This is a genomic window from Niastella populi, assembly GCF_002078015.1.
GTDB lineage: Bacteria > Bacteroidota > Bacteroidia > Chitinophagales > Chitinophagaceae > Niastella > Niastella populi.
On the sequence record NZ_LWBP01000228.1, the window covers coordinates 1 to 12386 of the forward strand.

General features: G+C 45.1%; 12 protein-coding genes. 4 read left to right on the top strand and 8 right to left on the bottom strand.

The window, feature by feature from the left end:
* Positions 1-58: 58 nt before the first annotated feature.
* A complete protein-coding gene (gene hisD, locus A4R26_RS29660) occupies positions 59-1330 on the bottom strand; it encodes a histidinol dehydrogenase (protein ID WP_081170152.1) in 1272 nt (423 codons plus the stop codon).
* A gap of 217 nt (positions 1331-1547) precedes the next feature.
* Positions 1548-2402, bottom strand: a complete 855-nt coding sequence (hisG, locus tag A4R26_RS29665; protein ID WP_081170153.1) for an ATP phosphoribosyltransferase — start codon at positions 2400-2402, stop codon at positions 1548-1550.
* Between the two features lie 479 nt (positions 2403-2881).
* On the opposite strand from hisG, the gene A4R26_RS29670 reads away from it, so the two are divergent.
* Positions 2882-3382 (top strand): OsmC family protein, encoded by a 501-nt coding sequence (locus tag A4R26_RS29670; RefSeq protein WP_081170154.1) that lies wholly within the window; start codon positions 2882-2884, stop codon positions 3380-3382.
* Positions 3383-3691: 309 nt separating this feature from the next.
* Here A4R26_RS29670 and A4R26_RS29675 read toward each other — a convergent pair whose 3' ends face one another.
* A complete protein-coding gene (locus A4R26_RS29675; RefSeq protein WP_081170155.1) occupies positions 3692-4339 on the bottom strand; it encodes a hypothetical protein in 648 nt (215 codons plus the stop codon).
* Positions 4340-4539: 200 nt separating this feature from the next.
* On the opposite strand from A4R26_RS29675, the gene A4R26_RS29680 reads away from it, so the two are divergent.
* Both A4R26_RS29680 and A4R26_RS29685 read left to right on the top strand, forming a co-directional pair.
* Entirely contained in the window at positions 4540-4812 is a 273-nt protein-coding gene (locus A4R26_RS29680) for an acylphosphatase (RefSeq protein WP_081170156.1), read from the top strand.
* A gap of 206 nt (positions 4813-5018) precedes the next feature.
* Positions 5019-5768, top strand: coding sequence for a 3-keto-disaccharide hydrolase (locus A4R26_RS29685; RefSeq protein ID WP_081170157.1), 750 nt, complete (start codon positions 5019-5021; stop codon positions 5766-5768).
* A 358-nt stretch (positions 5769-6126) separates the two neighbouring features.
* Here the strand turns inward: A4R26_RS29685 and A4R26_RS29690 are convergent, their stop codons facing one another.
* Together A4R26_RS29690 and A4R26_RS29695 are read right to left on the bottom strand one after the other, a co-directional pair.
* Complete coding sequence (locus tag A4R26_RS29690; protein WP_081170177.1) at positions 6127-7359, bottom strand: peroxiredoxin family protein; 1233 nt, start codon at positions 7357-7359, stop codon at positions 6127-6129.
* A gap of 356 nt (positions 7360-7715) precedes the next feature.
* The gene (locus tag A4R26_RS29695; protein WP_081170158.1) at positions 7716-8663 is read right to left on the bottom strand and encodes an NAD-dependent epimerase/dehydratase family protein; all 948 of its coding nucleotides are present in this window, start codon (positions 8661-8663) and stop codon (positions 7716-7718) included.
* A gap of 235 nt (positions 8664-8898) precedes the next feature.
* On the opposite strand from A4R26_RS29695, the gene kdsA reads away from it, so the two are divergent.
* A complete protein-coding gene (kdsA, locus tag A4R26_RS29700; protein WP_107685924.1) occupies positions 8899-9720 on the top strand; it encodes a 3-deoxy-8-phosphooctulonate synthase in 822 nt (273 codons plus the stop codon).
* Between the two features lie 202 nt (positions 9721-9922).
* Here kdsA and A4R26_RS29705 read toward each other — a convergent pair whose 3' ends face one another.
* The 3 genes from A4R26_RS29705 to A4R26_RS29715 all read right to left on the bottom strand — a co-directional run bounded on the left by A4R26_RS29705 (position 9923) and on the right by A4R26_RS29715 (position 12383).
* Positions 9923-10708 (bottom strand): DUF4382 domain-containing protein, encoded by a 786-nt coding sequence (locus tag A4R26_RS29705; RefSeq protein WP_081170159.1) that lies wholly within the window; start codon positions 10706-10708, stop codon positions 9923-9925.
* A gap of 361 nt (positions 10709-11069) precedes the next feature.
* Positions 11070-12074, bottom strand: a complete 1005-nt coding sequence (locus A4R26_RS29710) for a helix-turn-helix transcriptional regulator (RefSeq protein WP_081170160.1) — start codon at positions 12072-12074, stop codon at positions 11070-11072.
* Positions 12075-12161: 87 nt separating this feature from the next.
* Positions 12162-12383 carry a PspC domain-containing protein gene (locus A4R26_RS29715; protein ID WP_081170161.1) on the bottom strand — a complete coding sequence of 74 codons (222 nt, stop codon included), beginning with the start codon at positions 12381-12383 and terminating at the stop codon, positions 12162-12164.
* Positions 12384-12386 lie beyond the last annotated feature (3 nt).

The following is a 12386-nucleotide window of genomic DNA, read 5'->3' on the forward strand; positions in this document are numbered from 1 at the left end:
TGTGAACTATGAACTGTGAACTGTGAACTTTGAACTGAACAACTGAATAACTGAATAATTATAATCTCACCTTTACCGCGTTGGCATGGGCCTGAAGTCCTTCAGCTTCCGCCATAGCGATCACTGTTTTGCTGATTTTCTTCAGTCCTTCCTGTGTTAACTGTTGAAAGGTGATCTTTTTTACAAAACTGTCAACGCTTACCCCGCTGTATGCTTTGGCATAGCCATTGGTTGGCAGGGTATGGTTGGTGCCGCTGGCATAATCGCCTACGCTTTCGGGCGAATAATGACCCAGGAAAACAGAACCGGCATTGATAATTTTATCGGCTATTTCTTCAGGGTGATTGCAGCTTAAAATAAGATGTTCAGGTGCGTATTCGTTCAGCAGATCGATGGCTTCGGCTTCATTGTTCACCAATATCAGCTTGCTGTTGTCCAATGCCTTTAAAGCAATATCTTTTCTTGGCAGTTCAGCCACCTGTTTATTGATCTCCTGTTCTATACTGTTCACAACGTCTTGTGTGCAACTTACCAGTACTACCTGGCTATCTGCGCCATGTTCGGCCTGGCTTAACAGATCGGCGGCAACGAAAGCGGCAATGGCCGTTTCATCGGCATACACCGCCACTTCGCTTGGGCCGGCCGGCATATCGATGGCCAGTCCGTCCTGCTGCACCAGTTGTTTGGCGCAGGTTACATATTGGTTACCCGGACCGAAAATTTTTGAAACGGCAGGAATGGTTTCCGTACCATAAGCCATAGCCCCAATGGCCTGTACGCCGCCCGCTTTAAATACTTTGGTAATGCCCACAGCCTTGGCTGCAAATAAAATAGCAGGATGCAGTTGTGCGTTGGCATCGGGTGGCGAGCACAGGACGATCTCTTTACAACCGGCGAGTTTGGCCGGAATGCCTAACATCAGGATGGTGGAAAAAAGGGGAGCGGTGCCGCCGGGAATGTATAAACCAACTTTTTCAATAGCTACGTTCTTACGCCAGCATTGAACACCGGGCATGGTTTCTATAATTTCAGGGGCAGTGAGCTGTGCCTTATGAAACGTTTCAATATTTACTTTGGCCGAAAGGATCGCTGCTTTCAGTTTGGGATCGAGCGATTCCTGTGCGGTTATAAATTCATCTTCTGCTACAAGCAGGTTGTCGATAGTAGCTTTATCAAACTGCTGCGTGAACTTTTTTACCGCAGCATCGCCCTGTTGTTTTACTTCCTGCAGAATGTTTTTTACCGAACCTTCCAGTGCTTCCGTATTCATGACCGGCCGTTGCAGCAAGGCCTTCCATTCACTCCGGTTGGGATTCTGATAAATTTGCATTTTATATTTTTTTGAAGTTGGTCAGGAAATCAATTGGCAATTTGCAATACCCGCCCGGATGATCCGGTCGGACGGGGACAATTGGCAGGGATTTGCAAAGATCATACACGCTTACTACTTTTTGCTTCAACTTATAGCAATTTTCTATGCTTTATTGGCCTTTTGCCTATTGCCAGTTGGTTTATTGCTTATTGCGTTTTGCCAATTGTCTATTGGGTTAGATGATCATTTTTTCGATGGGCACCACCAGAATTCCCTGGGCGCCGGCCGCTTTCAACTGTTCAATGATATCCCAGAAGGTATCTTCGCTAAGTACGCTGTGTACGCTGCTCCAGCCGGCTTCAGCCAGCGGCAACACCGTAGGGCTTTTCATGCCGGGCAACAGGGCAATGATCTCTTTTACTTTATCATTGGGGGCGTTCAATAAAATGTACTTGTTGTTATTGGCTTTCTTTACCGATCTGATGCGGAACACCAGTTTGTCGAGCAGCTTTTGTTGTTCGGCATCGAGACTGTTATTGCGAATGAGCACGGCCTGTGACTGTAACAACACTTCCACTTCTTTCAGTCCGTTCATCATGAGGGTAGAACCGCTGCTTACCAGGTCGGCCACTACATCGGCGAGGCCGATGCCGGGGGCAATTTCAACAGAACCGCTGATCTCGTGGATCTCGGCCTGTACATTATTTTTGGCGAGGAATTCATTAACGAGGAAGGGGTAGCTGGTGGCAATTCGTTTACCTTCCAGTGAGCGGATGCCTGCGTATTCCTGGCTGCGGGGGATGGCTACGGAAAGACGGCATTTGCCAAAACCCAGTTTTTCAACGATCTCCGCTTTCTTGTTTTTCTCATACAACACGTTCTCACCCACTATACCAATATCGGCAACGCCATCTTCAACGTACTGCGGAATATCATCGTCGCGCAGAAAAAAAACTTCCAGGGGGAAATTGTCTGCTTCCGTTTTCAGCCGGTCTTTTACATTACGTAAGGCAATGCCGCATTCTTTCAGGAGTTGTACGGAATCTTCATACAGGCGACCCGATTTCTGAATAGCAATCCGAAGTTTCATTTGAATCTCGTTGTTTTTTTGTCCTGCCGAGCTAACGCTTGTTCTCAGGACCGGTTTAAAATAAAAAGGGCTTACCAGCGGTAAGCCCTTTTAAATATCTGGCACTACATAAAGCACCATCGGCCTACCTGCTGAGGTAAGTATGATGATGATGTGTATGAGTGAATATTGTCATAATTGAGGCGCAAAAATACTACTTACCATGTTACGGCAAAATATTTTTTTGTGAAGCCGGCGGTTTTTCCGTCGCCGGAAAAATATATTTGGTCACATCCGTTTAATAATGTGTAACTTAGGGAAACGCGAATCTCCCACTTAAACCTTAAGACATGCCAAACCGATCTCGCGCCCAACGATTTGTAATCCTGCTCCTGCTGCTGTTTATGGCCTGGTTTATCCGGTGCACCCCATCAGCTCCCGTGCAAAAGACCGCTCCGCAGTCGACTGTTTTTCACTGGTAATAATCGTAAATTGCTGCTATGAAAGCGCATCATTACAAAGTGAATATTACCTGGACGGGCAACCGGGGAAAAGGGACTGCTTCTTATACCTCATACGACCGTGATCATGTTATTGCAACCCCCGGCAAGCCACAGATCCCGGGCTCATCCGATCCTTCCTTTCGCGGCGATCCCGGCCGGTATAATCCTGAAGAGTTGCTGGTAGCCTCGCTTTCTTCTTGTCATATGTTGTGGTATTTGCATTTGTGCGCTGCCGCCGGTGTAATTGTGGTGGAGTATGTCGATGACGCGGCCGGCACTATGGAAGAAACCGCCGATGGCGGCGGGCATTTTACCGAAGTGACCTTATTCCCGGTCATTACCCTCGCCAGCGAAGAAATGATTGAAAAAGCCGATGTGCTTCATGAAAAGGCGAATAAACTATGTTTCATTGCCAGCTCCTGCAATTTCCCGGTTCATCACAAGCCTATTTATAAAATTGCAGAACGCTCAATGTTGGAAGAAGGTAAAAAGGTGTAAAGGCAACGAATAAGGCACAGAGGCAACAAGGCATCGAGAAAGGCATAGAGGCATTGAGGCAACGAGAAAGACACAGAGGTAAAAGTTTTCGTTTTCCTGTCCGGCTTTCGCCTGAATTGGCTTGCAGCGTGCAGCTAGTAGCTTGCAGCTGTTTTTGTATTGCTTTCGCTTTCGGCTTATAGCTTACAGCTTGAAGCTTGCAGCTGTATTCTGTATTCGCCTTTAGCCTTTCGCCTGTATTCGCTTGAAGCTTACAGCTTGAAGCTTGCAGCTGTATTCTGTATTCGCTTGCAGCTATATTCCCGCCTCCTACGGCAGCGGCCCTTTATTAAAATTGTAAGAGATATACTTCAGGAGCTGCTTTTTGAACACAAACTTGAAGCTGAGATAAACCACGTGTAAGATAAAGACCGTCCACACCAGGAAGTCGAAAATACGGCCCATCATTTTTTCTGCGCCGGTTGGCAGAACGGTATCCCGGGGCAATCCTTTCGTAACAAACAATTCATCGAGATAAACATAGGTGCAAACCAGCAATAACACCAGGAAGATCTCCTGCATGATGAACGTATATAATGCAAACGGTTTGCTGAGCGCTGTCTTTACCCGGTAATAGAAATATACGCTGACGATATTGTAAGGAATGAGGCTGAGAAAAGCATTAGTATTATCAAAGTTGATAAAGTTCAGGATAAGGCAGCTTAGCAAAATGCTTACTTCCATACCCGGACTGGCTGACAGATCGCGATTGATGAACACAAGGTATACCGCACTAAAAAGAAGGATCACGAATGAAGTACCGATGATGGTGTTTTTGGTCGTTTCAGGGCAATCGTTGGTCATACACACTGCTTCAGCTATATTATAGTGATACAGGATGTATTGTCCCAACCAGGCCATTATAAAAGAAATAACCACGATCAGGGTAATGTATTTTATCACATTACGCAGGGGCATATGGATCGCTTATTACCGATAAAAATAATAAAATTTATCAGTGTCCCTAACAGAAGAAAACGTTCTTGTCGTTTTTGTGTGTTTAATGCGTTGTTGTCTGTTGATAACCAGTGTCGTTCATAAAGCGATTGGGTGTAATATGTGGCGTATTTATTGCGGCTGATGGCTAAAATTTCTCAATACTTGTTAACTTTCGGCATATGTTACAAACCATCTCCATTACAGTAAGCGGTATTGTGCAGGGAGTTTATTACCGGCAAAGCACAAAAGAAAAGGCATTGGAACTGGGTATCTCCGGCATCGTTAAAAACCTGCCCGATGGCAATGTGCACATCCTGGCCACCGGTTCGCCCCATCTGCTCGATCAACTGGTGCAATGGTGCAAACAGGGGCCTGTGCACGCCAAAGTGACTTCGGTAAATGTTGAACAGGTAGCGGATGAGGTGTTCATGGGGTTTGTTATACAGCGATAACTTAACAGGTAACTGGGTAACGGGTTAACAGGAGGCTGAAATGTTTTTAGAAGTGATAAAGTTGATAATGAAAACGATGAAAATTGATGAGCTAAGAAAATTAACCTTTCAACTGGTTAACCCGTCAACTAGTAAACAAGTCAACTTGTTAACTAGTCAACTTCTTTCATTAACTTCCCATTTTCAATTGTAAAAAACGACAACAAATGGCGCAACGATTCGTGCTAAACTTTTTCTTTCTTTTTAGTGTATATGCGGTACAGGCACAACAACAGCTGCGGCAGGGCGATCCGCGGTTAACAGAGGTATGGGAACCCGAACCCAAAGTGATCACCCCCGGTAAAACAAGTGTGGATGCACCTTCAGATGCTATTGTTCTTTTTGGTGGTCAGGATGCCAGTGCATGGGCTTCAAAAGATAACGGTGCGGCCAAATGGAAAGTAGAGGGTGGTATTTTAACTGTAGCACCAGGCACTGGTGAAATTCATACCAAACAGGGGTTTGGCGATTGCCAGCTGCATGTTGAGTGGAGAACGCCGGCCGAAGTGAAAGGCGATGGCCAGGGCCGCGGTAACAGCGGTATCTTCCTCATGGGCCGTTACGAACTGCAGGTACTCGATTCATATAAGAACAGAACCTATAGCAACGGACAGGCGGGAAGTATTTATAAGCAATTGCCGCCACTGGTAAATGCAAGCCGCGGTCCGGGTGAATGGCAAACCTATGATGTCATCTTTATTGCACCCCGTTTTAATGAAGACGGTACGGTGAAATCACAGGCACGTATAACTGTTTTGCATAACGGTGTGCTGGTACAGAACAATGCCAGCTTAAGCGGCGGCACCCAGTATATCGGTATTGCCACGTATGAGAAACATGGCGACAAAGAACCGCTGGTGTTGCAGGACCATGGCAATCCTACCAGTTTCAGAAATATCTGGATAAGACCACTGTAAGGGTTTGTGGTTTATTGTTTGTGGTTTGTGGTTGTTTCAATGCCGGCATCGCTATTAACTTCTGAATATTCGAGTTTGAACCGCTGAAAATTTATGGCTTTACTATTTGCAGGCAATTTCATTCAGTGTTTGTGGTTTATTGTTTATGGTTTGTGGTTGTTTCAATGCCGGCCTCGCTATTAACTTCTGAATGTTCGAGTTTGAACCGCTGAAAATCTATAGCCTTGATATTTGCAGGCAATTTCAAATTGCAGGAATAACCACAAACAACAAACTACAAACAACAAACCTTTTTGTGTTTTTGCTATTTGCAGGCAATTTCAAATTGCGGCAATAACCATAAACTATAAACCATAAACTATAAACCTTCTTTTAACAATTCGTCTACCGTATTGTAAAATTCCTTCTTGAACGCTTCATAATGTACGCCCGTGGCGGGACCGTTAAAACCCGTATGCGCTTTTTTCATTTTTCCGTCGCGGCCAATGAACAGGGTGGTAGGGAACATTTTTATCCGCGTTATCTCCGGCAGCGTTTTCTCGGTACGTAATGAATCGATTGTTCTTACCCCGGTAATAAGCATGGGGTAGGTAATATTGAAGCGCTGCTGAAATTTGCGCAGGCTTTTCTGTGAACGGCTGAAATCGGTGCTGTACTCATAAGCGAGAGCCACTATTTCAATACCGCGTTGTTTGTTGGCTTTGTAATATTCACTTAAGAAAGCTGTTTCATCCATACAGTTCGGGCACCAGGAGCCCATGATCTGAACAATAACCACTTTGTTGCGAAAGCGATCGTCGCTTATAGAAACCATGTTGCTGTCAAGATCGGGAAAGCGGAAATGCAGACTGTCTTCACCCGGTTTCAAATATACTGCTGACAGCGTATCGGGAATGCTTGCTTTTTCATTCTTTTGGGCCGTCCACGTTTCAACAGAAGTAGCGCCCGAATAATAAAACCCATCGGTAATTACCGAATCATTGTTAATGGTGCCCCTGAAATAATAGGCATGGCTTCCATCGAACGTACTAAGTTTGAGCGTATCGTTGTGCACCGCGCCTTCGAGGTATCGATAATCGCCGGTAGGTGTCAATACGGTACCTGTGAGTGCAATACCGGTTTGTTTGAACTCTATTACCGCCTGTATTTGTTTTTTGCCATCAATAAAGGTAGCGCCCCATCGGCCGCCGATTTTTCGCTTCGTTTGTTTTGCCTGCGGGTACCGTTGTTGTACACCGGGCGTAAACACTACCGGCATTATTTGCGTTGATGTGGAGGTTTTTTTGATCCACACGCCGCTGATGGTATTGCTGTTACGTTGTAACCTGAATTCCGATTCAAACAAGGGCATTTGAACAATAATTGAATCCTGCTTTTGCCCAATGGCCGTTACTTCAATTTTTTCTGCCGCATTGCGAATATACCATACAGGTTTACCCTTCTTATATTGCATGTTCACATTGAAGTCGATTGTAATACCGTCGTTTCGCAGCAGCGAAGCGCGCCACCAGCCCGTAGGTAAGGGCGAATTGGGAAATGCGGTTGCCGCCAAAGCGGTCATAAAGCAAAGTAACCAGGGAATCTTTTTCATATTAATATCAAACAAATTTAACCCCTGCAAGTTTAGTGCATTAGGCCTGAATAAAAGTTGGGGCTGCTTCATTTTTTTGAAACAGCCCCTTTGACAACACATAGCACTTAAATGCTCAAAGACAAGCAGTGAATTATGTTAATGTGATAATGTGATAATTAGATAATGTGATAATTCACTATCGAATTATCACATCAGAAGGTTGCTACATCAGTGCCCGTTTGGCGGGATAGAAGAAATGGAATATAATGCGGGTAATGCAATACCTGATTACACAGGAAATATAATATACAATTCCTGTACTTCCAAATAAAAGTAGCAACCCTTACAGGCACACACATGTACAAACGCAATTTTTATTTATTGCGCAGGTTCTCAAGCATGTCCTTCGTCATTCTTTGCAGATCATATTCGTGGGCCCAGCCCCAGTCTTTGCGGGCAACCGAATCGTCGATGCTTTGCGGCCAGCTGTCGGCGATCGTTTGCCGGTAGTCGGGTTCATAACTGATGTCGAATTCAGGAATGTAATTCTTGATAGCTGCTGCAATTTCTTTTGGCGAAAAACTCATGGCCGATATATTGTAGGAAGTGCGGACAGAGATTTGTGCTGCCGGCGCCTCCATCAGTTCGATGGTTGCCTTGATGGCGTCGGGCATATACATCATGGGCAGGTAAGTGTCTTCCCGTAAAAAGCATTCGTATTTTTTTTCTTCCAGCGCTTCATGATATATCTCTACGGCGTAATCGGTGGTACCGCCGCCGGGAGCAGATTTGTAAGAGATCAAACCCGGATAGCGCAGGCTGCGTACGTCAACATGAAAACGCTGAAAGTAATAATTACACCAGAATTCACCGGCGTACTTGCTGATGCCATACACCGTAGTAGGTTCAATGATGGTTTGCTGGGGACAGTTCTGTTTTGGCGAAGTAGGGCCGAATACGGCAATACTGCTGGGCCAGTAAACTTTGTAGATCTTTTCTTCCCGTGCAATATCCAGTACGTTCAGCAAACCCTGCATATTCAAATGCCAGGCGAGGTTGGGATTTTTTTCACCCGTTGCTGAAAGGATGGCCGCCAGCAGGTAGATCTGTGTAATGTTCTGCCTTATCACCTGTACGTGCAGCATTTCTTTGTTCATTACATCGAGGCTTACGTACGGACCGGTGCCCTTCAGCAGGTCGTTCTCTTCCCGCAGGTCAGATGCAACGACATTATTATTACCATAGATCTTACGCAGGGCCAGGGTTAATTCTACGCCGATCTGGCCCGAAGCGCCAATAACAAGTATTCTTTCTCTGATCATGTATTAACGGTAGTTAGTTTTTGTAATAGGCGCAAATGTAATGTGATAATATGATAATTGGATAATGTGATAATGGGCGAATTAGCTAATGTGCCAATATTTGTTCGACAAGTGATTAAATTGGTAAACTGATTGATTATTAATAGGTTGGGTGATTTTTTTGCGTCTTTGAATTGCGGAAAGCCATCAGCACATTAGCACATTAGCAAATCAGCACATTGGTTATCTTTGCGCCATGAAAAAAATGCTTACTGATCTTTTTGCCGGACAGCAATACGACACTTCGAACTTTTTTTTGATTGCCGGCCCCTGCGTAGTGGAAAGTGAAGAATTGTTGCTGGAAGTAGGGGAAAAGGTATCCACTATCTGCCGCAACCTGGGCATTCCTTATATTTTTAAAGCCTCTTACCGCAAGGCCAACCGCACCAGCGCTACTTCCTTTACGGGCGTTGGCGATGAAACAGGTTTACGGTTATTGCAGAAAACCGGCGCCGCTTTCAAAGTACCGGTAACTACCGATATTCACGCCCATGACGAAGCCGCCCTGGCCGCCCAATACGCCGATATACTGCAGATCCCGGCCTTTCTTTGCCGCCAGACCGACCTGCTGATCGCCGCCGCTGAAACCGGAAAAGTAGTGAACGTAAAAAAAGGACAATTCGTAAGCGGACCTTCCATGAAGTTCGCCGTAGAAAAAATAATAAAGGCCGGAAACGAGCATGTAATGCTTACTGAGCGTGGTAATACGTTCGGTTACCAGGACCTGGTGGTTGACTACCGTAACATAACCTGGATGAAAGAACATGGTGTGCCGGTGATCATGGATTGCACGCATAGCCTGCAACAACCCAATCAAACTTCAGGCGTTACCGGTGGTAACCCGCAGCTGATCGGTACTATTGCCAGCGCAGCCATAGCTACAGGCGCCGACGGTTTATTTATAGAAACCCATCCCAATCCCGCTGTTGCCAAAAGCGATGGCGCCAATATGTTGAAACTCGATCTGCTGGAAGCATTGTTGCAGAAGCTGGTGAAGATCCGCAAAGCAGTAGTGTAGTGGTCAATGGTGAATGGTCAATGCGGTTTGATTTTTGGGATAATCATTAATTGCTGCATCTCTACGCTATAAAGAAAAAGCCCTTATAGTGAAGATCTGCGATCTTGCTATAAGGGCTTTATTTTTAAATGTTATCAGATCTGAGGGTAATAGCGAGTCCTGCAATAAGGATTATTCACCATTGACTATTCACGCCGTTCACCTATTTCACCAAATGTACCGTATCAACCACAGTAACATTGCCTGTAGTAACAACAATGCCTGTTTTCTCCTGCGATTGGTAGGTTACATCGGTAGGCCAGTATTGTAATTTGTACGTAGCGGCCGGAACACCTTTGATCAGATAAGCGCCGGTTCCATCGGTAAAGGTGGTCATGGTATCGGTACCATTGATAGCATAAACCGCTGTAAGCTCCGTGCCGGGTGTAACTGCGCCTTTAATGCTTCCGCCAACAGCATTCAATACAGTGCGAATGACAGGTTTCAGAATGTATTTGCCGCCGCCGGTTGTTACCACTGATCTGCCTGCATCGAAATCGAGCAGTATGGTATACAAAATGCCGCCGGTTACATCCTGCTGTACGTTCAGCTTTAAACCGCTTTGTTGGGCACTGGGCGTTTCGAGCGGAATGTTCACACCATTCAGTACGATAGAGTTGTTGTTGCCCAGCACCAGTCGGATCTGATGCAGTTTGCCTGAAGGGATCTCGGCATTGCACAACAGGGTGTCTTTGTCATTCACCAGGTCGAGCAAATTGTAAATGCCTTTTTGTACACCGGCCAGCGACTGCCAGCCTTTGTCGTCTTCGCCGGATACATTGATCTGTACATCTTTAATGTCGATATAAACAGCATCGTAAGCCGCAGGATCATCCGTTAAACGAACCTCCAGTCTGGCTTTTTCTCCTGAATCTTTATCGGAGCAGGCGCCAAGGAAAAAGGTAAACAGTAAACACACGAAAAGGGACGGTAAAAACTTGGATTTCATAACGTGTATAAATTTAATATGATCGCTAGATAGCATAAATTATACCACGTAAAAAAAAGTAATATGAAAAAAGCTCCTCCCGATTGGATCGGGGGAGCTGCAAAAGATTGTTTACCAAAGGAATTGCAATGCGAAAAAATATTTATAAACATTTTTTCGCATTTGATATTGGACTAAAAAACGGGGAGGTTAATATTTTCTATTGCTGTAGATATACGGAAAACTGTACCGGAATTTTACTAACTGGTAACTAATATAGTTATAACAATAACCGCATAAAGTAAACGTCATGTTACTGCAATGAATTTAACATATTGTAAACAATTCTATGGTTATTAAAAGTATAGTTGTAGAATATACTTTAATGAGAAAGCTTCTTTTGTGACAGCAGTTGACTGGGCAGAATGCCGAACTCTTTTTTGAATGCGATAGTGAAGTTGCTCAGATTTGAATACCCTAATTCCATGGCCACTTCCTTTACAGAGAATTTACCGGTGAGCAGTTTATCCTGTGCAGCATGCATGCGCGCTTTCTGAAAGTATTCATAAATAGGAAAGCTGTACATGGTCTTGAAATCCTTTTTCAGCTTTGATTCGCTTACGGCTGCGATCTTCGCCAACTGCTGAATGGAAGGCGGGGTTTGCAGCACATTTCTTGTCAGCAGCCGTTCAATATGCATAACCCGTGCAATGTCTTCATGCGTAAGCGGCAGCCTGTATGCCGGGTTGCTCATTTTTTCGAACAGGCTGCTAAAGAAGCGTTCTATCAATAACATCATGCGGTTTTGCAGAATGGGGAGCCGCAGCGGGTTGCTGTCTTCAACGTGCGATATCGTCTTCATCCACCGGCGGTAGCGGGCATCGAGCGGTACAATATTGATGCTCTCGGCTTTCAATGCGATGTAGGATGATAAAACCTCTTCTACCCGCTCAATTTCAAAATACTGGGCAAGCCAGCGTTTGCTGAAAAGTATGTGCAGCCCTTTGTACGTGCATTCTGCAGAACCTTCGTACGACCAGTTGTACCGCGAGCTGGTAAGGTAGGCGAGGGCTTTGTTGGTATTCTTCCCCCGAATCTTTTCCTCGGCAATGCCAATAGTAAGGGAATGCGGAATGGTCAGCTCATCAAAGCGCAGGGTGTAATACTCTTCGTGCGATTTATTTACGTGAATATGCCAGTCCTGGTGCATGGTGCAGTCCATAATATAGGCATGCAGGCCATTGGGCACGTGAATATGCCGCAGGCTGCCCGTGCCGATGGCTTCGGGGAAATGCAATTGATCATTATGTACCGGAACCTTCAAGGCATCGGCCATGGCATGCACCAACTGTTCGTAATTGTTATCGGTATAATCAAATTCAAACACAGCACCATATTTAACTTGCTCACAAAACAAATTACATACCTGCCCCAAAATGAATTGGTTCAGGCAACAGATCGGGAGTCAAAGGTTCTATTGATATTTCAGGGGGTTACGGCGTAATGACAGGATGTACCGTTTAATATTCATCCAAAACGCCAGAATGAAATAAATAATAAGCGGAGAACCCATAGTTAGAAAGGATACATAGATAAACCAGGTACGAATGCGGGATGTGGCAATGCCCAAACGTTCGCCAATAGCGGAACAAACGCCAAAAGCCTGCCATTCTATAAAGTATCTGAACCGGTTCATGGC

Coding starts and splice junctions, on each gene's coding strand:
- hisD (WP_081170152.1), bottom strand. CDS start 1,330: ATGCAAATTTATCAGAATCCCAACCGGAGTGAATGGAAGGCCTTGCTG.
- hisG (WP_081170153.1), bottom strand. CDS start 2,402: ATGAAACTTCGGATTGCTATTCAGAAATCGGGTCGCCTGTATGAAGAT.
- A4R26_RS29670 (WP_081170154.1), top strand. CDS start 2,882: ATGAAAGCGCATCATTACAAAGTGAATATTACCTGGACGGGCAACCGG.
- A4R26_RS29675 (WP_081170155.1), bottom strand. CDS start 4,339: ATGCCCCTGCGTAATGTGATAAAATACATTACCCTGATCGTGGTTATT.
- A4R26_RS29680 (WP_081170156.1), top strand. CDS start 4,540: ATGTTACAAACCATCTCCATTACAGTAAGCGGTATTGTGCAGGGAGTT.
- A4R26_RS29685 (WP_081170157.1), top strand. CDS start 5,019: ATGGCGCAACGATTCGTGCTAAACTTTTTCTTTCTTTTTAGTGTATAT.
- A4R26_RS29690 (WP_081170177.1), bottom strand. CDS start 7,359: ATGAAAAAGATTCCCTGGTTACTTTGCTTTATGACCGCTTTGGCGGCA.
- A4R26_RS29695 (WP_081170158.1), bottom strand. CDS start 8,663: ATGATCAGAGAAAGAATACTTGTTATTGGCGCTTCGGGCCAGATCGGC.
- kdsA (WP_107685924.1), top strand. CDS start 8,899: ATGAAAAAAATGCTTACTGATCTTTTTGCCGGACAGCAATACGACACT.
- A4R26_RS29705 (WP_081170159.1), bottom strand. CDS start 10,708: ATGAAATCCAAGTTTTTACCGTCCCTTTTCGTGTGTTTACTGTTTACC.
- A4R26_RS29715 (WP_081170161.1), bottom strand. CDS start 12,383: ATGAACCGGTTCAGATACTTTATAGAATGGCAGGCTTTTGGCGTTTGT.